Below are 20,597 nucleotides of genomic sequence, written 5' to 3'. Positions count from 1 at the left end.
AAAAAAGCCCGCTTGCGCGGGCTCTCTTGCTTGTATTGAACAAAGCGATAAACGTTACTTCTTGCTGAAACGCTTACGCTCGGTCTCTTTAAGCAGCTTTTTACGTAGGCGGATATGCACCGGCGTGACTTCGACGAGTTCGTCAGAGTCCAGGAACTCGATCGCTTGCTCCAGCGAGAACTTAACCGGCGGCGTTAGCACGATGTTTTCATCGTTACCGGTGGAGCGCATGTTATCGAGCTTCTTGCCTTTAGTGGGGTTGACCACCATGTCGTTGGCGCGGTTGTTGATACCGATCAGCATGCCTTCGTAAACTTCCGTGGCGTGATCGATAATCAGCTTGCCGCGCTCTTGCAGCGCATAAAGTGCGTAGGCAAGGGCTTTACCGTCAACCATCGATACCAATACGCCGTTACGACGCTCGATAGAGGCTTCAGGCTTCAGCGGGCCGTAGTGATCAAAGCGACTGGTCAGAATGCCGGTGCCAGAGGTCAGGGTTAAAAACTGACCACGGAAGCCGATCAAACCGCGCGCAGGAATGATGAAGTCAAGGCGAACCCGTCCCTTACCATCCGGCAGCATGTTGGTCATCTCACCTTTACGGTAGCCAAGCTCTTCCATGATCGAGCCTTGATGCTGCTCTTCACAGTCGATGATGACTTCTTCGTACGGCTCCTGCTTCTCGCCGTCGATTTCCTTGATGATAACTTCCGGGCGGCCGACGGCCAACTCGAAGCCTTCACGGCGCATGGTTTCGATCAGCACCGAAAGGTGTAGCTCGCCGCGTCCAGAAACCTTGAATTTCTCAGGCGTTTCGCCTTGCTCAACGCGAAGCGCCACGTTGTGAATCAGCTCTTGTTCAAGGCGATCCTTGATATTCCGGCTGGTCACAAACTTGCCGTCTTTACCGGCGAACGGTGAATCGTTTACCTGGAAGGTCATGGAAACCGTCGGTTCATCGACAGACAGCGGCGGCAGGGCTTCGACCTTGGCCGGATCGCATAGCGTATCCGAAATCGACAGATTGTCGATGCCTGTGATACAGACGATATCGCCCGCAGTCGCTTCGTTGGTCTGCACACGCTCAAGACCCATATGGGTCATGACCTGGCCGATTTTGCCCTTACGCACATTACCGTCAACGCCGATCACCGATACCTGCTGGTTCGGTTTCACCGCGCCGCGCTTGATGCGGCCAAGGCCGATAACGCCAACGTAGCTGTTGTAATCCAGCGCGGAGATCTGCATCTGGAACGGGCCGTTGAGCTCAACCTGGGGTGGCTCAACAATATCAACGATGGCCTGGAACATGGGATCCATGTTGTCAGACAGATCTTCAGGATCCATACCGGCAATGCCGTTTAAGGCAGAGCAGTAAATGATCGGGAAATCGAGCTGTTCATCGGATGCGCCCAGGTTGTCAAACAGATCAAAAATCTGGTCGATAACCCAATCAGGGCGTGCGCCGGGACGGTCAATTTTGTTGACCACCACGATCGGCCGCAGGCCCTGGGCGAATGCTTTCTGGGTAACGAAGCGTGTCTGTGGCATCGGGCCATCAACGGCATCTACTAACAGTAGCACCGAATCGACCATCGACATGACGCGCTCAACTTCACCACCGAAATCGGCGTGCCCAGGCGTATCAACGATGTTGATGTGGTAGTCGTTGCCATGGCTATCTTGCCATTGAATGGCCGTGTTTTTGGCCAAAATGGTAATGCCACGTTCTTTTTCCTGATCGTTTGAGTCCATGACGCGTTCTTGACCTTCTGCTTTACGGTCAAGGGTGCCGGACTGGCTCAGGAGTTTGTCGACCAGGGTGGTTTTACCATGGTCAACGTGGGCAATGATCGCGACGTTGCGCAGGTTATTAACCGCGCTGGAGTTTTGCTGGTTTTGCATGCTGAGAGAGAACTCTTGTGAACACCCGTTTGTCCACGGGTCGGAAAATGCGGGTCGCAAGGGCTGGCAATTTGCCGACCATATTGGCTCAGGGCTTGCGTCCAACGGGTATTCTACCATGTCAAAGGCTTCGCTGATATTACTGGCGTGCTTATCGACCTTGGTCGCGCCCCGAAAGTTTTCGGTGTGAGCCTCCATCCGCTAGAATAGCGTTTTTCCCACTGGGGCAGGAGCATGACCATCGGCAACCTGATGCGTTTGTTAAGCGATGGCGAGGTTCATTCTGGCGAGCAGCTAGGTGAAACGCTGGGTATTTCCCGTGCGGCGGTGTGGAAACAGTTAAAAAAACTGGAAGCGCTAGGGGTCGAGCTGGTCGCCGTTAAAGGGCGTGGCTATCGACTAGCGCAGCGGCTTGAGCCTTTAGAAGGCGCTAAAATCGTCGAGCGCTTACCCGCCCAGGCGCGTCATCACCTTGCGCGGCTGTTTGTTGAGGATCAATTACCCTCTAGTAATGAGTATCTGCGTCAGCGCTTTGAGCAGGGGGCCGGGCACGGTGAGGTGTGTCTGGTTGAGCTACAGACGGCGGGTCGTGGGCGGCGCGGTCGTGTATGGTCTACGCCCTGGGGGCAGAGCTTAATGCTCTCGTTAGGCTGGCGCTTTGAGTCAGGTATCGCGGTACTGGAAGGCTTAAGCCTGGCGGTAGGTGTGGTGGTTGCTCAGGTGTTAGAGCAGCACGGCGTGTCGCCTAAGTTAAAATGGCCTAACGATATCTTGCTGTCTGAGCAGGGCGATGCAGATAGCGATGAGCTCGGCAAACTGGCCGGTATCCTTATTGAAGTGACGGGGGATGCAGCGGGCCCCTGCGAAGTGGTCATTGGTATGGGCATGAACTTATGGCTACCCGATGCTCAGCGAGCCGCCATCGACCAGCCCGTTGCTGCGCTTTTCGAGCGGCTGCCTGATATCTCACGTAATCAGCTGGCGTCCGATGTAGTCGCGGGGTTGCTGGTGATGCTGGCTGATTTCGAGCGTATCGGCTTTAGCGCATGGCGCGATGCTTGGAATCAACGCCATGCCTATGCTGGACTGCCTATCCGTGTCATCCAGGGGCAGCAAACCAGCGATGCCATCGCGGGTGAAGTGGATGAGAGTGGTAACCTATGGGTTACCGAAAATGGTCACTCGCGACGCCTAGCCGGCGGTGAGATCAGCGTACGTAGGCGTTTATGATTCTGGATCTAGATATCGGCAACACGCTGTCGAAATGGCGGCTGAAGGATGCCGTGAGCAGCGAGATACGTTCGCGCGGCGCGGTATGGACGCGAGAAGAGTGGCGTCCTGGGGCGGATATCCCCGATCTTGACGTGGTGGAGGCCGTACGCATTTCCAGCGTCGCCAGAGCGGCGGTATTGGAAGAAACGGTCGCGTTGCTGCGTAGTCGTGTGCGTCATGTGCACGTGGCGCACTCTGCTCATGAAGCGCTGGGCGTGGTTAATGGCTATGAAGAGCCGGGGCGCTTAGGTGTTGATCGCTGGATGGGCGCGCTGGCGGGCTATCAGTTAGCAGGCGGTTGCTGCGCGGTGGATTGTGGCAGTGCCATTACAATTGACTTTGTATTGCCCGGCGGCACGCATCTTGGCGGATTTATTATCCCCGGCTTACGCTTAATGAAAGAGAGCTTAAAGCTCGGTACCCGTAACGTGGCGATTGACCCGGAAAGTGAGGCCGACGAGCTGTTAGAGCCTGGGCGGCGCACGGTGGATGCCGTCAATCACGGTATCTTTATGGCGGCCGTCAGTGCGATTAATCGTATTTATAGTGAGGTGTGCGACCAGGAGAGCGTAGCGCTGCCGATGCTATTAACCGGAGGGGATGCTCGCGTGGTGTCACGAGGCGTCCAGGTGCCTCATGCGGTATGGCCGGATATGGTTTACGGCGGTTTAGAGGCCTGTTTCCCCATGACCTTTGCTGAGCGGGCGGGCAAAATGTCCGGCGCGCCGCGTGTGCCAGAGCCCGTGTCGCTAGAAAAGATTCGTGCAGGTCTTGCATTCTCAATGCTGCTTTGACAGAATGCAGCGCGTTCAAGGGCGAGGCGTAAGCGCTTTGCGATGTTTCAAGTGTTGGTAATTAAGCGTTAGTTACCTTGGTTTTAAAAAGAAATTTTAAAATCAGGATTTTTCATAACAGCGTCGTTAACAGTCTTGACACATTCTTGAAGGCTGGCATAATATGCCGCCACGTTGGAGAGATTCCCGAGTGGCCAAAGGGAGCAGACTGTAAATCTGCCGCGAAAGCTTCGAAGGTTCGAATCCTTCTCTCTCCACCAGAATTAAGCAGCAGTGATTTTTGTCAGTGTTGCTGAATGAAAAGCCGGTAGCGGGCATCGTCTACAAGGCGACACGCGCAGCGGATTGTCATTCATAGGCAGGTGCTGCGGGCGTAGTTCAAAGGTAGAACCTCAGCCTTCCAAGCTGATGGTGCGGGTTCGATTCCCGCCGCCCGCTCCAGTGTTGATGTGTTTAGCTCATGTAGCTCAGGGGTAGAGCACACCCTTGGTAAGGGTGAGGTCGACGGTTCAATTCCGTCCATGAGCTCCATATTTTGTAAGAAGCAAGAAGCAAGAAGCAAGTTGTGAAAAAAGCGAGCGCTGCTCGCTTTTTTTGTCTCTGTGCTCAGGTGAGGATTTGCATGGCCTGAGTATAAAGAAGGGGTTGTCAGGAGCGATTTTGTCCGCTACCATGGCGCCCGCTGTTGTGTAGGCGTATTTAAGCGCGTTTATGCAGATGACGATACAGGCCAGTAGCTCAATTGGCAGAGCAGCGGTCTCCAAAACCGCAGGTTGGGGGTTCGATTCCCTCCTGGCCTGCCAACCTTCCCCAGGTTGGTATGTCTTTTTCCAAATTCTTTTATCGTTCGCCGCACCCTGAGGAGTCTCGTTTTTATGAAGCCTGGTTCTGTAAAACATGGCGCCGAGGTGCAACAGACGCGCCATGACGGGCTCAAATGGGCGGCGGTCGTAGCGCTGCTTGTCGTTGCTGTCGTTGGTAATACCTATTTCGCCGATATTGGCCTGCTCTACCGCGTGCTTGGTGTGGTGGTGTTGTGTGTGATTGCGGGTTTGATTGCACTGACCACTACCAAAGGTCGTAATTTAGTGGAGCTTGCCATAAGCGCCAAGAAAGAGATTCAGCGCGTTGTATGGCCGACCCGTCCCGAAACCATTCAGACTACCGCCATTGTGCTGGTGGCTGTTTTGGTGGTGGGGTTGATGCTGTGGTTGATCGACACTCTTCTTGGCTGGGCAATGTCCGGCGTCATTGGTTAGGAGTTTTCATGTCCAAACGTTGGTACGTCGTTCACGCTTATTCTGGGTTTGAAAAGCATGTTATGCGCTCGCTTATCGAGCGTGTAAAAATGTATGGCATGGAAGATCGCTTCGGTGAAATTCTGGTGCCGACAGAAGAAGTCGTCGAAATGCGTGACGGCAAGCGTCGTAAGAGTGAGCGCAAATTCTATCCCGGTTACGTACTAGTCGAGATGGAAATGGCCGACGAAACATGGCACCTCGTCAATGAGACGCCGCGTGTTATGGGTTTTATCGGTGGTACAAAAGAGAAGCCAGCCCCGATTACATCACGTGAAGCAGATGCTATTTTGCTGCGCGTTAAAGACGGTACTGATAAGCCGCGGCCTAAAACGATGTTTGAGCCGGGTCAGTCAGTGCGCGTTGTCGATGGGCCGTTTGCCGACTTCAACGGTGTCGTCGAAGAGGTTAATTATGAAAAGAGTCGTCTGCAGGTCAGCGTGCTGATCTTCGGGCGCTCTACACCTGTTGAGTTAGAATTTTCTCAGGTTGAAAAAGAGTAAGCTTGCAGGTTGAGAAAGAGTAAAAAAGTAAGCGTATTTGATTCGTGCGAAATGACTAAGTAGTTATTTCGCTGGTACCGGGGAGCCTTCGGGCGTTATCACCCAATTGGAGTGTTAAAGATGGCCAAGAAAGTACAGGCTTACATCAAACTGCAGGTTGCTGCAGGTAAAGCCAATCCAAGTCCGCCGGTAGGCCCAGCACTGGGTCAGCACGGCGTGAACATCATGGAATTCTGTAAAGCGTTTAACGCCGCGACTCAAGAAATTGAGCCGGGCCTGCCGACGCCAGTCGTGATCACTGTCTACTCTGACCGTAGCTTCACATTCGTCACCAAGACACCGCCTGCTGCCGTGCTGCTGAAAAAAGCGGCTGGTATCAAGTCAGGTTCTGGTGAGCCGAACAAGAAGAAGGTTGGCACCGTGACGCGTGAGCAGCTCGAAGAGATCGCCAAAACCAAAGAGCCTGATTTAACGGCTGCGAATCTTGACGCCGCTGTACGCACCATTGCTGGCAGTGCTCGCAGCATGGGCCTTAACGTGGAGGGTCTCTGATCATGGCTAAACTGTCTAAGCGTGCGAAAGTTATTCGCGAGAAAGTAGACACTACTAAAGCTTACTCTATTGAAGAAGCGGTAGCGCTGCTCTCCGAGCTGTCTACTGTTAAATTCAAAGAGTCTGTTGATATTGCTATCAACCTGGGTGTTGACCCGCGTAAATCTGACCAAGTTGTGCGTGGCGCTACCGTCATGCCTAACGGTACAGGTAAAGATGTACGTGTTGCGGTCTTCACCCAAGGTGCCAATGCCGATGCCGCTAAAGAAGCTGGCGCTGACATCGTAGGTATGGACGACTTGGCTGAGCAAGTGAAGAAAGGCGTGATGGATTTTGACGTCGTTATCGCTTCACCTGATGCCATGCGCGTTGTTGGTCAGCTGGGTCAGATTCTTGGTCCGCGTGGCCTGATGCCTAACCCGAAAGTTGGCACTGTAACGCCTGATGTGGCGACAGCGGTTAAGAATGCCAAAGCGGGTCAGGTACGTTTCCGTACCGACAAAAACGGCATTATCCACACTACCCTGGGTAAAGTGGACTTTGATGCTGCCGCGATTAACGGCAACCTTGAAGCACTGGTTGCTGACCTGAAACGCCTCAAGCCGAGCGCGTCGAAAGGCATTTACTTTAAGAAAATGACCATGTCCACTACTATGGGTCCGGGTTTGACCATCGATCACACTTCCTTCGCGTAAAACAAGTCTGTTTTCGTGTAAGACAAAAGATCGATAGGTTTGAAGTAACAGGTTTGAAGTAAGAAGTTTGTAGTAAAAACTGAGCAAGAACTTTGCGGTCCCCCGTTTGGTTGTTAAAACTGCCGGGGCATCGTCAAAGACCGCAGGTGCCGCGCTTGGCAAGTACGCTTTACGGTACATACAAGCGCGGCTTAATTGCCTCAGAAGCGCCTGCGCAGATGGTGTGGCCGCCAGTTGGTTAAAGCTTAAACGGCTTTCTGGTGAGCACCATCCCCAAGGCTTCCCGCGTTGCAATACGTTATTTGCAATAAGACGCGGGAAGAGATGGTAACCACCGGAACCTTCCTGGGTTCCGGCACGAAGGAGTGATCACTGTGCCACTAGCACTTGAAGGCAAGAAAGCGATTGTTGCCGAGGTCAGTGAAGCGGCCAAGGGCGCACTCTCCGTCGTAGTTGCTGATTCTCGCGGCGTTACGGTTGGTAAAATGACCGATCTGCGCAAGCAAGCACGTGAGAATGGTGTAGAGCTACGTGTTGTTCGTAACACGCTGGCTCGCCGCGCTCTCGAGGGCACTCAGTGGGAGTGCTTAAACGATAGCTTCGTTGGTCCTACGTTGTTGGCCTTCTCTACTGATCATCCGGGCGCTGCCGCTCGTCTGTTCAAAGAGTTTGCTAAAACGGACAAGAACTTCGAAGTAAAAGCGTTGGCCTACGAAGGTGAGCTGATTCCGGCTGCTGACATCGACCGTCTGGCAACCCTACCGACTTACGACGAAGCAATTGCCAAGTTGATGTCGGTAATGAAAGAAGCCTCCGCTGGCAAGCTGGTTCGTACTCTGGCCGCACTACGCGACCAGAAGCAAGAAGCCGAAGCTGCTTAAGCAGTGTTTCTTGCAGGCGGCGTGAACGATCTGATCGATACGCTGCCTGAACCGAGCAATGAATCCTGAGTTCTCGGCTGACCGAGACTCCCGCAAAGTTAGGAATGAAACAATGGCACTGTCTAAAGACGATATCATCAATGCTGTAGCCGACATGTCCGTAATGGAAGTTGTCGAGCTGATCGAAGCAATGGAAGAGAAATTCGGCGTTTCTGCAGCGGCTGCCGTCATGGCTGGTCCTGCTGCTGGCGGCGAAGTAGCTGAAGAACAGACTGAATTTGACGTCGTTCTGACCGCTGCTGGCGACAAGAAAGTTAACGTGATCAAAGCAGTACGTGAGATCACTGGCCTTGGCTTGAAAGAAGCTAAAGGTGCTGTTGACGGCGCTCCGGCGACCATCAAAGAAGGTCTGTCTAAGGACGACGCTGAAGCAGCTAAAGCTAAGCTGGAAGAAGCGGGCGCAACCGTCGAGCTCAAGTAAAACTTGTGCGGACGGCTTTACGCGCTGCGTAAGCTTCCACGGCTGGCGGCGGGATATCCCGCTGCCGGCCTTTTTCTGTTGTTACTGATGTTTGATATATAAAGGCAGCAGTGCTGTTTGCATACAGCAGAAACAACAGAAACGTAGAAATAGTGTGATCTACGACAGTGTTATCGACGACTGAGTTATCGAACTAGATTTTCGACGGCGAGCTACCGATTTAGGAGCTTGCTGTCTGTGTCTGACGAAGCCCGCCGGGCAGCGATGACCACGCATCGGTCACCCATGGTGAACAAGCTGGGGAATACAGATGGCTTACTCATATACTGAGAAAAAACGCATCCGCAAGGATTTCGGCAAACTGCCCCAAGTGATGGATGTGCCTTACTTGCTGGCGATCCAGCTTGATTCCTATTACGACTTCCTCCAGCAAGATCGTTCGCCCGACGAGCGTCACGAAATTGGTCTACACGCGGCGTTTAAGTCCGTGTTTCCGATTGAGAGCTTCTCCGGCAATGCGGCGCTTGAGTACGTCAGCTACCGTTTCGGCACGCCGGCGTTCGATGTCAAGGAGTGTCAGCTGCGCGGCGTGACTTATTCCGCCCCGCTGCGTGTTAAGGTTCGCTTGATCATCTATGATCGCGACTCCTCGAACAAAGCAATTAAAGATATCAAAGAGCAGGAAGTCTACATGGGGGAAATCCCCCTGATGACCGAGAACGGTACCTTTGTTATTAACGGTACTGAGCGGGTTATCGTTTCCCAGCTCCACCGCTCGCCCGGTGTGTTCTTCGATCACGACAAAGGTAAGAGCCACTCCTCTGGTAAGTTGCTCTACTCAGCCCGCGTGATTCCTTACCGTGGCTCCTGGTTAGACTTCGAGTTCGACCCTAAAGACAACGTCTTTGTACGTATTGACCGTCGCCGCAAACTGCCGGCCTCGGTACTTATGCGTGCGCTGGGAATGAACACCGAAGAGATTCTTGCTGAGTTTTTTGAAACCAGCGTCTTCCACATCGAGAAATCCGGTTTCTCTGTGGAGCTGGTACCGTCGCGTCTGCGCGGCGAGACGGCGACTTTCGACATCAAGGATGGCGAAGGTAATGTGATTGTTGAAGAAGGGCGTCGTATCACCCAGAAGCACATTCGCCAGCTAGAAAAAGCCGGCCTTGAGCGTCTGGATGTGCCGATGGAGTACCTGTTCGGCAAAACCCTGGCTAAAGATCAAATCGATACGAAGACCGGTGAATTGATCTGCCCGTGCAACACCGAGATCACCCCGGAAGTGCTCGAACGTATGGCTCAGGGCGGCATTGCGCTGATTGAAACCCTGTACACCAACGACCTTGATTGCGGTTCTTTCATCTCCGACACCTTGCGTCTGGATGCGACTAACTCCGCGCTTGAAGCGTTGGTCGAAATTTACCGCATGATGCGCCCAGGCGAGCCGCCGACCAAAGAGTCCGCCGAGACGCTGTTTAACAACCTGTTCTTCTCTGAGGACCGCTACGACCTGTCGGGCGTTGGCCGCATGAAGTTCAACCGTCGTCTGCGTCGTGACACTGACACCGGCTCCGGCGTATTGGATCGCAAAGACATCCTGGATGTGCTGCGCGAGCTGATCAATATCCGTAACGGCTTCGGTGACGTTGACGATATCGATCACCTGGGTAACCGTCGTATTCGCTGTGTAGGCGAAATGGCCGAAAACCAGTTCCGCGTTGGCTTGGTGCGCGTAGAGCGTGCCGTCAAAGAGCGTCTTTCCATGGCGGAAAGCGAAGGCCTGATGCCGCAAGACTTAATCAACGCCAAGCCGGTCGCGGCGGCGGTGAAAGAGTTCTTTGGTTCCAGCCAGCTTTCGCAGTTTATGGATCAGAACAACCCGCTTTCTGAGGTTACCCACAAGCGTCGTGTGTCTGCACTCGGCCCCGGTGGTTTGACCCGTGAGCGCGCTGGCTTCGAAGTACGTGACGTTCACGCCACGCACTACGGACGTCTTTGCCCGATCGAAACGCCAGAAGGCCCGAACATTGGTCTGATTAACTCGCTGGCAACCTACAGCCACACTAACAGCTACGGTTTCCTTGAAACGCCGTACCGTAAAGTGGTTGACCGCCAGTTGACTGACGACATCGTTCACCTCTCGGCGATCGAAGAGGGCGACTTTGTTATCGCCCAGGCGTCAGCAGCGGTAGATGAGTCCAACAAGCTAAGTGATGACCTGGTTCAGGTACGTCACCGCGGTGAAACGACCTTTATGCGTCCTGAGCAAGTGACGCTAATGGACGTATCGCCACGTCAGGTCGTCTCCGTTGCAGCGGCATTGATTCCGTTCCTGGAGCACGATGACGCCAACCGCGCCTTGATGGGTTCTAACATGCAGCGTCAGGCGGTACCGACCTTGCGTGCTGATAAGCCGCTGGTAGGTACGGGCATGGAGCGCTTTGTTGCCCGTGACTCCGGCGTCTGTGCGGTGGCCAATCGCGGCGGTGTTATTGATTCCGTTGATGCGCGTCGTGTCGTGGTGCGGGTTAATGAAGATGAAATTATCGGCGGTGAAGCCGGTGTTGATATCTACAACCTGACCAAGTACACCCGCTCGAACCAGAACACCTGTATGAACCAGCGCCCCATCGTGCGGCCTGGCGACAATGTGGCGCGTGGCGATATCCTCGCCGACGGCCCATCTGTTGATATGGGTGACCTTGCACTGGGTCAGAACATGCGCATCGCGTTCATGCCCTGGAACGGTTACAACTTCGAGGATTCCATCCTGCTTTCCGAGCGGGTTGTTCAAGAAGACCGTTTCACTACGATCCACATTCAGGAACTGACCTGTGTGTCTCGCGACACCAAGTTGGGTTCTGAAGAGATTACCTCTGATATTCCGAACGTGGGCGAGTCTGCGCTCTCCAAGCTGGATGAAGCGGGCGTTGTTTACATCGGTGCTGAAGTCGGCCCCGGCGACATTCTGGTCGGTAAGGTAACGCCGAAGGGTGAAACCCAGCTGACGCCCGAAGAGAAGCTGTTGCGTGCCATCTTCGGCGAGAAAGCGTCTGACGTTAAAGACACCTCCCTGCGTGCCCCCACCGGCATGAAAGGTACGGTTATCGACGTACAGGTGTTTACCCGCGACGGCGTTGATAAAGACTCCCGCGCGCTGACCATTGAGCGCATGCAGCTTGATGAGGTGCGTAAGGATCTTCAGGAGACCTACCGCATTGCTGAAGACGCTACCTTTGAGCGTCTAAAGCGTACCCTGGATGGTCAGGCGGTTAACGGTGGCCCGAACCTTAAGAAAGGCGACGTGCTGGACGAGGAGTACCTCGACGAGCTGCCGCGTCAGCAGTGGTTCAAACTGCGTATGCAGGATGAGTCATACAACGAGTTGCTGGCTCAGGCCGATGAGCAGCTTGAAATCCGTCGTAAAGAGATGGATGAGCGCTTTGAAGATAAGAAGCGCAAGCTGACCCAGGGCGATGACCTCGCGCCGGGCGTGCTGAAAATTGTCAAGGTCTACATGGCCGTTAAGCGTCGCATCCAGCCAGGCGACAAGATGGCCGGTCGTCACGGTAACAAAGGTGTTATCTCGGCGATTATGCCCATCGAAGATATGCCGTTTGACGAGAAGGGCGAGCCGGTTGATGTGGTGCTAAACCCGCTGGGCGTACCGTCGCGGATGAACGTTGGTCAGATCCTTGAGACTCACCTGGGTATGGCGGCACGTGGCTTGGGCGTCAAGATCGAAGCCATGCTGCGCGATGCGCGCGGACAGCAAGTGGCCGAGATTCGTGACTTCCTGGGGCAGATTTACAATACGCAAGGTACGCGTGTTGAAGATCTCGATTCCCTGACTGACGATGAGATCATCGCTCTGGCGAAGAATCTCAAAGGGGGTGTGCCAATGGCCACACCGGTGTTTGACGGTGCCAAAGAGCACGAAATCAAGCACCTGCTGAAGCTGGCAGACATTCCTGAGTCGGGTCAGATGGCCCTATTCGATGGCCGTACCGGTGACGCCTTTGATCGTCCGGTTACCGTCGGCTACATGTATATGTTGAAGCTTAACCACTTGGTAGACGACAAGATGCACGCGCGTTCTACCGGTTCTTACTCGCTGGTTACCCAGCAGCCCTTGGGTGGTAAGGCACAATTCGGTGGTCAGCGCTTCGGTGAGATGGAAGTGTGGGCGTTGGAAGCTTACGGCGCCGCTTACACGCTTCAAGAGATGCTCACCGTCAAGTCGGACGACGTCGAAGGCCGCACCAAGATGTATAAAAACATCGTGGATGGCGACCACACCATGCAGGCAGGCATGCCGGAATCCTTCAACGTACTCGTGAAGGAAATCCGCTCGCTGGGCATCGATATCGAGTTAGAGAGCTAGGAGCCGTCACATGAAAGATTTGGTGAAAGTACTCAAATCGCAGTCTCAGTCCGAAGAGTTTGACGCGATCAAGATTACCCTGGCGTCGCCGGACATGATTCGCTCCTGGTCATTTGGCGAGGTGAAGAAGCCTGAGACCATCAACTACCGTACCTTTAAACCGGAGCGGGACGGTCTGTTCTGCGCCAAGATTTTTGGCCCGGTAAAGGACTACGAGTGCCTGTGCGGCAAGTATAAGCGCATGAAGCACCGCGGCATTATTTGCGAAAAGTGTGGCGTTGAAGTGACCAAAGCTGCCGTGCGCCGTGAGCGCATGGGGCATATCGAACTCGCCTCGCCGGTGGCACACATTTGGTTTCTGAAGTCACTGCCGTCGCGTATCGGCATGTTCCTCGATATGACCCTGCGTGATATCGAGCGCGTGCTGTATTTCGAAAGCTTTGTCGTCATCGATCCCGGCATGACCACGCTGGAGCGTGGTCAGCTGCTCAACGATGAGCAGTACTTCGAAGCATTAGAAGAGTTCGGCGATGACTTCGATGCCCGTATGGGGGCCGAAGCCGTTCAAGAGCTACTCAAAGATATCGATCTGGAAGAAGAGATTAACCACCTGCGTGAAGAAATTCCGCAGACCAACTCTGAAACTAAGATCAAGAAGCTTTCTAAGCGCCTGAAGCTGCTGGAAGCCTTCTACCACTCTGGCAATGCGCCGGCGTGGATGGTTATGGAAGTGCTGCCCGTGTTGCCGCCGGACCTTCGTCCGTTGGTACCACTGGACGGTGGCCGTTTCGCGACCTCTGACCTCAACGACCTTTACCGTCGTGTGATCAACCGTAACAACCGCTTGAAGCGTCTGCTGGATCTCAATGCACCGGATATTATCGTGCGCAACGAGAAGCGGATGCTGCAGGAAGCAGTCGATGCACTGCTGGATAACGGTCGTCGTGGCCGCGCGATCACGGGCTCTAACAAGCGTCCGCTGAAATCGCTCGCCGACATGATCAAAGGTAAGCAGGGTCGTTTCCGTCAGAACTTGCTGGGCAAGCGCGTCGACTACTCGGGCCGTTCGGTGATTACCGTCGGTCCGACCCTGCGCCTGCACCAGTGTGGTCTGCCCAAGAAAATGGCGCTCGAGCTGTTCAAGCCATTCATCTACTCCAAGCTGCAGTCGCTGGGCTACGCCTCAACGATCAAAGCCGCCAAGAAGATGGTCGAGCGTGAGCTGCCGGAAGTGTGGGACATCCTCGCCGATGTTATCCGCGAACACCCGGTACTGCTTAACCGCGCACCCACGCTGCACCGTCTGGGTATCCAGGCGTTTGAGCCGCTGTTGATCGAAGGTAAAGCGATCCAGCTACACCCGCTGGTATGTGCCGCCTACAACGCCGACTTTGACGGTGACCAGATGGCGGTACACGTACCGCTGACCCTGGAAGCCCAGCTTGAAGCGCGTGCGCTGATGATGGCCACCAACAACGTGCTGTCGCCCGCTAACGGCGAGCCGATCATCGTGCCGTCGCAAGATGTTGTTCTGGGTCTTTACTACATGACCCGCGAAAAGATCAACGCCAAAGGCGAAGGCATGGTGTTCTCTGACCTTAACGAGGTCGAGCGCGCGTTTGGTACCCAGTCTGTATCGCTGCACGCCCGGGTCAAAGTGCGTCTGGACGAAATCGATATCGAAGAAGAGAGCGGCGAGCGCAGCTTCCACCGCCGTATTTACGATACGACGGTAGGCCGTGCACTGCTGTTCCGCATTCTTCCGGAAGGTGTCCCCTTCGCGCTGATCGATCAGCCGATGAAGAAGAAGGCGATCTCCAGCCTGATCAACGAAGTCTATCGTCGTGCCGGCCTTAAGCCGACCGTCATCTTCGCTGACCAGCTGATGTACACCGGCTTTCGCTTGGCGACTTGGTCCGGTGCCTCTATCGGTGTTAACGACTTCGTTATCCCCGAAGCGAAAACCGAAATCGTTGACGCGGCGGAAGCCGAAGTTAAAGAGATCGAAGACCAGTTCTCTTCTGGCCTAGTAACAGCGGGTGAGAAGTACAACAAGGTTATCGATATCTGGTCGAAGGCGAACGATAAAGTCGCTAAGGCGATGATGGTCGGCATCTCGAAAGAGACCGTTATCGATCGTGATGGCAACGAGGTTGAGCAAGATTCGTTCAACAGCGTCTTCATCATGGCCGACTCTGGTGCGCGTGGTTCGGCTGCACAGATTCGTCAGTTGGCCGGTATGCGTGGCCTGATGGCCAAGCCGGATGGCTCGATCATCGAAACGCCGATCGTTGCCAACTTCCGTGAAGGTCTGAACGTACTTCAGTACTTCATCTCGACCCACGGTGCACGTAAAGGTCTGGCGGATACGGCTCTGAAAACGGCCAACTCCGGTTACCTGACGCGTCGTTTGGTCGACGTGGCGCAGGATTTGGTTATCACTGAAGTGGACTGTGGTACTGAAAATGGCCTGACGCTGCATCCGATCATCGAGGGCGGCGACATCATTGTACCGCTCTCCCAGCGTGTACTAGGTCGCGTGGTTGCGCAGGATGTCGTGCATCCGGGCAGCGGCGAAGTATTGATCGCTAAAGGGACATTGCTCGACGAGAAGTGGTGTGCAGAGCTCGACACCATGGGCGTCGACGAAATTATCGTACGCTCCACGATTACTTGTGAGACCGCACATGGCGTGTGTGCCTCCTGTTACGGCCGTGACTTGGCCCGTGGCCACCAGGTCAACATCGGTGAAGCTGTCGGCGTTATCGCTGCCCAGTCAATTGGTGAGCCGGGTACCCAGCTGACCATGCGTACCTTCCACATCGGCGGCGCAGCATCGCGTTCATCAGCCGTGGATAGCGTACAAGTGAAGCACGGCGGCAAGGTTCGCCTGCACAACATCAAGCATGTTGAGCGTGGTGACGGCAAGCTAGTGGTGGTCTCTCGTTCGAGCGCCTTGGCTGTTGCGGATGACCATGGTCGTGAACGCGAGTACTACAAGCTGCCTTACGGCGCCGAACTCTCGGTACGCGACGGTGACGTCGTGGATGCCGGTGCCATAGTCGCCAAGTGGGACCCGCACACGCACCCGATCGTTGCCGAAGTAGAGGGTAAGGCGCAGTTCATCGATCTTGACGAAGGTGTCACCATGCACCGTAGCGTCGATGAGATGACTGGCTTGTCCTCTATTGAGGTGATCGAGTCTGCAGCGCGCCCCATGGCTGGTCGCGATAAGCGCCCGATGGTTATGCTGCAAGACAGCGCTGGTGAGTATGTTTCCGTATCCGGTTCCAACACGCCGGTGCAGTACTTGCTGCCAGGCAACTCGATTATTTCGGTCGACGATGGTGTCACTATCGGTGTGGGTGAAGTCGTTGCCCGTATCCCGGTAGAAGCCTCGGCGAACAAAGATATCACCGGTGGTCTGCCACGCGTTGCTGACTTGTTTGAGGCGCGTAAGCCGAAAGAGTCGTCTATCCTGGCGGAAATCAGCGGTGTCGTTAGCTTTGGTAAAGAGACTAAAGGCAAGCGTCGCCTGATGATTACCCCGGAATCCGGCGATCCGTTTGAAGCCTTGATTCCGAAGTGGCGTCAAATTGCCGTCTTTGAAGGCGAAACGGTTGAGAAGGGGGAAGTCATTTCTGATGGCCCGAGCAACCCCCATGACATCCTGCGTTTATTGGGTGTTGAGGAGCTCGCCAAGTACATTACGGCAGAAGTACAAGACGTTTACCGTCTCCAGGGCGTTGGTATCAACGATAAGCACATTGAAGTGATTGTGCGTCAGATGCTGCGTAAGGTAGAGATTGCTGATTCAGGCGACTCTGATTTCATCACGGGCGATCAAGCCGAGCTTGTGCGTGTGCTGGAACAGAATGAACGTCTTGAAAAAGAGAAGAAATTCCCAGCCAAGTACCAACGCATGTTGCTGGGTATTACTAAGGCCAGCTTGGCCACCGAGTCGTTCATTTCCGCGGCCTCCTTCCAGGAGACCACCCGCGTATTGACCGAAGCAGCGGTGACCGGCAAGCGTGACTATCTGCGCGGTCTAAAAGAGAATGTGGTAGTGGGTCGTCTGATACCGGCAGGTACTGGCTTGACTCACCACGCAGAACGTCGTCGCAAGCGCGAAGGCGTTGAGCAACTGTTCAATCCCTCGGCGACCGAGGTAGAGCAGGAGCTAGGTGCCCAGTTAACCGCTCTCGACTCTGACGACGAGCTGTAAATTTGGTGCTTAAAACAAGCAGTAAAATTAGTAAGTAGCATAAGTTGCTGACCTAAAAACGTCACCTTGCTGGTAAAACCGCCAGCAAGGCTTGACGGCACCTAGGGTCAGCCTTTAGAATGCGCAGCCTTTAACAGTGGGGTGGGTGCGCCCGCATCCGCTGCACGTATTTGTTAAAAAGGCTACTTGTTGAAAGACAAGGCAACCATTGGAGTCAGCTAAACACCATGGCAACGATTAATCAGCTAGTGCGCAAGCCGCGCAAGCGCCCCGTCACTAAAAGTGACGTGCCCGCGCTGCAGGCCTGTCCGCAAAAGCGCGGCGTATGTACGCGCGTTTACACTACTACCCCGAAGAAGCCGAACTCGGCCCTGCGTAAGGTTTGCCGTGTGCGCCTTACCAACGGTTTCGAAGTGTCTTCTTACATCGGTGGTGAAGGTCACAACCTTCAAGAACACTCTGTCGTTTTGATTCGTGGCGGTCGTGTAAAGGATTTACCAGGTGTGCGTTATCACACCGTTCGTGGCGCCCTTGACACCTCTGGCGTTCAAAATCGTCGTCAGGGTCGTTCTAAATACGGTACTAAGCGTCCTAAGTCCTAATAAGGCTGGGGTAGCTGTATAGCATGGCCGATTTTATTGGGTGTGCTGAGTAGCGATTATCACGAATTTGACGGTCTGATAAGAGTAAGGTCGGGCGACGCTTTGTCTTAGTACAAGCTCATGAGTTCCGGGTTTACCTGAAAGATCCTTAATTGAGGGCTTATCATGCCTAGAAGAAGAGTAGTAGCTAAACGCGAAATCCTGCCGGATCCTAAGTTCGGAAGTGAGCGTCTGGCGAAGTTCATGAACCACCTGATGGTCAGCGGCAAAAAGTCCATAGCTGAGCGTATCGTCTACGGTGCGTTGGACAAGGTTGCCGATCGTAGTAAAGAAGATCCGCTGGAGATCTTCGACAAAGCGCTGGAAGCCATCCAGCCCATGGTCGAAGTGAAGTCGCGCCGCGTTGGTGGTGCGACCTATCAGGTGCCGGTTGAAGTACGTCCGTCTCGTCGCCAAGCGCTAGCAATGCGCTGGCTGGTAGACGCGGCGCGTCGTCGCGGTGAGAAAACCATGGTGCAGCGTCTAGCAGGCGAAATGCTGGATGCCGCGGAAGGTAAAGGTTCTGCCGTTAAGAAGCGCGAAGACGTGCATCGCATGGCAGAAGCCAACAAGGCCTTCTCGCACTACCGTTTCTAAAATCGGTGTTTCTAGAAACTGCGTTTCTAAGCACGGCGTTTTTAAGTACGGCTTTATGGTTTTTATATGCACGTTGTTCAGCATGGCGAAGTGTTTGCTGAGTCGCGTTGTTGCAACGCATTAGTTGCAATACCCAGCCGCTACCATGCAGTGGTAGCGGCGGACGCATAAGCCTCGCTTGCATACGTCGCTAAATTAACGAGCATCGCCAACAAACGGGAGTTTCACCGTGGCACGCAAGACTCCACTAAATCGCTATCGTAATATCGGTATCGTCGCTCACGTTGACGCGGGTAAGACTACGACGACTGAGCGGGTACTGTTCTACACCGGCCTTTCCCACAAAGTGGGCGAAGTGCACGACGGTGCTGCGACCATGGACTGGATGGAGCAGGAGCAGGAGCGTGGTATCACTATCACCTCAGCTGCAACTACCTGTTTCTGGCAGGGCATGAACAAGCAGTTCCCTGAGCACCGTATTAACATTATCGACACCCCAGGGCACGTTGACTTCACGATCGAAGTTGAACGTTCTTTGCGCGTACTTGATGGCGCGGTTGTTGTACTGTGCGGTTCTTCCGGCGTTCAGCCGCAGACCGAAACTGTATGGCGCCAGGCCAATAAGTACGAAGTGCCGCGCATGGTCTTTGTCAACAAAATGGACCGTACCGGTGCTGATTTCTTCATGGTTGTCGACCAGTTGAAAGAGCGTCTGGGTGCTAATGCTGTGCCGATCCAGATTAACTGGGGCACGGAAGAGGACTTTAAAGGTGTTATCGACCTTATTCAGATGAAAGCCATCCTGTGGGATGAAGAAAGTCTGGGTATGACCTATGACCTCGTGGATATTCCTGCTGAGCTACAAGAAACAGCAGAAAAGTATCGCGAAGAGATGGTCGAGGCTGCTGCCGAAGGCTCTGATGAGCTGATGGAGAAATACCTTGAAGGCGGCGAGCTAACGATTGAAGAGATCAAAGCTGGTCTGCGTGCGCGCACTCTGGCTAACGATATCGTTCTGGTTACCTGTGGTTCTGCCTTTAAGAACAAGGGTGTTCAGGCCGTGCTGGATGGCGTTATCGAATTCATGCCTTCGCCGACAGAAGTTAAGGCGATCGAAGGTGAGTTGGATGATAAAAACGGCACCGTTGATACCCGTGAAGCGGACGACAGTGCACCGTTTGCGGCGTTGGCATTTAAAATCGCCACCGACCCCTTCGTTGGTACGCTGACCTTTATCCGCGTCTACTCGGGCGTTCTGAAATCTGGCGACGGTGTTTATAACTCCGTTAAGCAGAAGAAGGAGCGCGTTGGCCGTATCGTTCAGATGCACGCCAACTCCCGTGAAGAGATCAAAGAAGTACTGGCGGGCGATATCGCCGCTTGTATCGGTCTCAAGGACGTCACCACCGGTGATACCCTGTGCGACATCGATAACAAAATTGTTCTCGAGCGTATGGAGTTCCCGGATCCGGTTATCTCGGTTGCTGTAGAGCCTAAATCTAAGGCAGACCAAGAGAAGATGGGTGTCGCTCTGGGCAAGCTTGCTCAGGAAGATCCCTCCTTCCAGGTTAAAACCGACGAAGAAACCGGCCAGACGATTATTTCTGGTATGGGTGAGCTTCACCTGGACATCCTCGTTGACCGTATGCGTCGCGAGTTTAAGGTTGAAGCCAATATCGGTAAGCCGCAGGTTGCCTATCGCGAAACGATTCGCGGCAGCATTGAGCAAGAAGGCAAGTTCGTGCGTCAGTCCGGTGGTCGTGGTCAGTATGGTCACGTATGGCTGCGTATCGAGCCGCTGACAGCAGAAGAGAAGGGTGAAGGCGAAGACGAACTGTTCTTCAAGTTCAACTCTGAGATCGTGGGTGGTGCGGTTCCGAAGGAATACGTTCCCGCGGTTGAGAAGGGTGCTTACGAGCAGCTCAAAAACGGTGTCATCGCGGGTTACCCGATGATCGACGTTAAAGTGTCGCTGTTCGACGGCTCCTTCCACGACGTGGACTCCAACGAGACTGCGTTTAAGATTGCTTCTTCTATGGCAGTGAAAGAAGGTGCCAGGAAGGCCAAGGCCGTGCTGCTGGAGCCGGTGATGAAGGTCGAAATCGTGACCCCCGAAGAATTTATGGGTGACGTCATGGGCGACCTGAGCCGTCGTCGCGGCTTGGTGCAGGGCATGGATGACTCTTCTTCTGGTAAAGTCATTCGTGCAACGGTGCCACTGGGCGAGATGTTCGGTTATGCAACCGATCTGCGCTCACAAACCCAGGGCCGTGCGAGCTACTCTATGGAGTTCTCGAAGTACGACGAGGCGCCCTCCAGCGTCGTTGAAGCCGTCATCAATCAAAACGGTTAACCGTTAGCTAACG

At 54.2% G+C, this 20,597-nt stretch carries 14 protein-coding genes and 4 tRNA genes; 17 read left to right on the top strand and 1 reads right to left on the bottom strand.

Annotated elements, in window-relative coordinates; translation table 11 throughout:
* Positions 1–54: 54 nt before the first annotated feature.
* Positions 55–1,905 (bottom strand): translational GTPase TypA, encoded by a 1,851-nt coding sequence (gene typA / locus V8L70_RS07960; RefSeq protein ID WP_336269183.1) that lies wholly within the window; start codon positions 1,903–1,905, stop codon positions 55–57.
* Between the two features lie 234 nt (positions 1,906–2,139).
* Here typA and V8L70_RS07955 point away from each other — a divergent pair, with 234 nt between their 5' ends.
* From V8L70_RS07955 to fusA, 17 genes are all read left to right on the top strand, one after another.
* The gene (locus tag V8L70_RS07955) at positions 2,140–3,135 is read left to right on the top strand and encodes a biotin--[acetyl-CoA-carboxylase] ligase (protein ID WP_101147123.1); all 996 of its coding nucleotides are present in this window, start codon (positions 2,140–2,142) and stop codon (positions 3,133–3,135) included.
* Positions 3,132–3,971 carry a type III pantothenate kinase gene (locus V8L70_RS07950; protein WP_336269182.1) on the top strand — a complete coding sequence of 280 codons (840 nt, stop codon included), beginning with the start codon at positions 3,132–3,134 and terminating at the stop codon, positions 3,969–3,971. Before V8L70_RS07955 ends, V8L70_RS07950 begins: the two co-directional genes overlap by 4 nt.
* Before the next feature lie 176 nt (positions 3,972–4,147).
* Positions 4,148–4,231: transfer RNA gene (locus V8L70_RS07945), tRNA-Tyr, on the top strand.
* Between the two features lie 107 nt (positions 4,232–4,338).
* A tRNA-Gly gene (locus tag V8L70_RS07940) sits at positions 4,339–4,412 on the top strand.
* 15 nt (positions 4,413–4,427) lie between these two features.
* A tRNA-Thr gene (locus V8L70_RS07935) sits at positions 4,428–4,502 on the top strand.
* 196 nt (positions 4,503–4,698) lie between these two features.
* Positions 4,699–4,774 (top strand) — tRNA-Trp (locus tag V8L70_RS07930).
* Positions 4,775–4,846: 72 nt separating this feature from the next.
* Positions 4,847–5,230, top strand: coding sequence for a preprotein translocase subunit SecE (gene secE, locus V8L70_RS07925; RefSeq protein WP_101147120.1), 384 nt, complete (start codon positions 4,847–4,849; stop codon positions 5,228–5,230).
* Positions 5,231–5,238: 8 nt separating this feature from the next.
* Positions 5,239–5,772: a transcription termination/antitermination protein NusG gene (gene nusG / locus V8L70_RS07920; RefSeq protein WP_101147119.1), complete on the top strand. Its 534-nt coding sequence runs from the start codon at positions 5,239–5,241 to the stop codon at positions 5,770–5,772.
* Between the two features lie 120 nt (positions 5,773–5,892).
* A complete protein-coding gene (gene rplK / locus V8L70_RS07915; protein ID WP_007112017.1) occupies positions 5,893–6,324 on the top strand; it encodes a 50S ribosomal protein L11 in 432 nt (143 codons plus the stop codon).
* A 2-nt stretch (positions 6,325–6,326) separates the two neighbouring features.
* Positions 6,327–7,019, top strand: coding sequence for a 50S ribosomal protein L1 (gene rplA / locus V8L70_RS07910; RefSeq protein ID WP_101147118.1), 693 nt, complete (start codon positions 6,327–6,329; stop codon positions 7,017–7,019).
* A gap of 374 nt (positions 7,020–7,393) precedes the next feature.
* Positions 7,394–7,900, top strand: a complete 507-nt coding sequence (rplJ, locus tag V8L70_RS07905) for a 50S ribosomal protein L10 (protein ID WP_008959177.1) — start codon at positions 7,394–7,396, stop codon at positions 7,898–7,900.
* A gap of 112 nt (positions 7,901–8,012) precedes the next feature.
* Positions 8,013–8,381, top strand: coding sequence for a 50S ribosomal protein L7/L12 (rplL, locus tag V8L70_RS07900; RefSeq protein WP_008959176.1), 369 nt, complete (start codon positions 8,013–8,015; stop codon positions 8,379–8,381).
* A gap of 310 nt (positions 8,382–8,691) precedes the next feature.
* The gene (gene rpoB, locus V8L70_RS07895) at positions 8,692–12,768 is read left to right on the top strand and encodes a DNA-directed RNA polymerase subunit beta (RefSeq protein ID WP_101147117.1); all 4,077 of its coding nucleotides are present in this window, start codon (positions 8,692–8,694) and stop codon (positions 12,766–12,768) included.
* Positions 12,769–12,778: 10 nt separating this feature from the next.
* Positions 12,779–16,993 (top strand): DNA-directed RNA polymerase subunit beta', encoded by a 4,215-nt coding sequence (gene rpoC / locus V8L70_RS07890; protein ID WP_101147116.1) that lies wholly within the window; start codon positions 12,779–12,781, stop codon positions 16,991–16,993.
* Between the two features lie 227 nt (positions 16,994–17,220).
* Positions 17,221–17,595, top strand: coding sequence for a 30S ribosomal protein S12 (gene rpsL / locus V8L70_RS07885; RefSeq protein ID WP_008959173.1), 375 nt, complete (start codon positions 17,221–17,223; stop codon positions 17,593–17,595).
* A 165-nt stretch (positions 17,596–17,760) separates the two neighbouring features.
* Complete coding sequence (rpsG, locus tag V8L70_RS07880) at positions 17,761–18,231, top strand: 30S ribosomal protein S7 (RefSeq protein WP_101147115.1); 471 nt, start codon at positions 17,761–17,763, stop codon at positions 18,229–18,231.
* A 229-nt stretch (positions 18,232–18,460) separates the two neighbouring features.
* Positions 18,461–20,584, top strand: a complete 2,124-nt coding sequence (gene fusA / locus V8L70_RS07875; RefSeq protein WP_101147114.1) for an elongation factor G — start codon at positions 18,461–18,463, stop codon at positions 20,582–20,584.
* Positions 20,585–20,597: the final 13 nt, after the last annotated feature.

This window comes from Vreelandella arctica (genome assembly GCF_037070215.1).
Classification (GTDB): Bacteria; Pseudomonadota; Gammaproteobacteria; order Pseudomonadales; family Halomonadaceae; genus Vreelandella; species Vreelandella arctica.
Note: the sequence above shows the minus strand (reverse complement) of the source record. Positions and strands in the feature narration are given on the sequence as shown.

What these genes read in the sequence shown, in the direction of transcription:
- typA (WP_336269183.1), bottom strand. Translation starts at nt 1,905, where the DNA reads ATGCAAAACCAGCAAAACTCCAGCGCGGTTAATAACCTGCGCAACGTC.
- V8L70_RS07955 (WP_101147123.1), top strand. Translation starts at nt 2,140, where the DNA reads ATGACCATCGGCAACCTGATGCGTTTGTTAAGCGATGGCGAGGTTCAT.
- V8L70_RS07950 (WP_336269182.1), top strand. Translation starts at nt 3,132, where the DNA reads ATGATTCTGGATCTAGATATCGGCAACACGCTGTCGAAATGGCGGCTG.
- secE (WP_101147120.1), top strand. Translation starts at nt 4,847, where the DNA reads ATGAAGCCTGGTTCTGTAAAACATGGCGCCGAGGTGCAACAGACGCGC.
- nusG (WP_101147119.1), top strand. Translation starts at nt 5,239, where the DNA reads ATGTCCAAACGTTGGTACGTCGTTCACGCTTATTCTGGGTTTGAAAAG.
- rplK (WP_007112017.1), top strand. Translation starts at nt 5,893, where the DNA reads ATGGCCAAGAAAGTACAGGCTTACATCAAACTGCAGGTTGCTGCAGGT.
- rplA (WP_101147118.1), top strand. Translation starts at nt 6,327, where the DNA reads ATGGCTAAACTGTCTAAGCGTGCGAAAGTTATTCGCGAGAAAGTAGAC.
- rplL (WP_008959176.1), top strand. Translation starts at nt 8,013, where the DNA reads ATGGCACTGTCTAAAGACGATATCATCAATGCTGTAGCCGACATGTCC.
- rpoB (WP_101147117.1), top strand. Translation starts at nt 8,692, where the DNA reads ATGGCTTACTCATATACTGAGAAAAAACGCATCCGCAAGGATTTCGGC.
- rpoC (WP_101147116.1), top strand. Translation starts at nt 12,779, where the DNA reads ATGAAAGATTTGGTGAAAGTACTCAAATCGCAGTCTCAGTCCGAAGAG.
- rpsL (WP_008959173.1), top strand. Translation starts at nt 17,221, where the DNA reads ATGGCAACGATTAATCAGCTAGTGCGCAAGCCGCGCAAGCGCCCCGTC.
- rpsG (WP_101147115.1), top strand. Translation starts at nt 17,761, where the DNA reads ATGCCTAGAAGAAGAGTAGTAGCTAAACGCGAAATCCTGCCGGATCCT.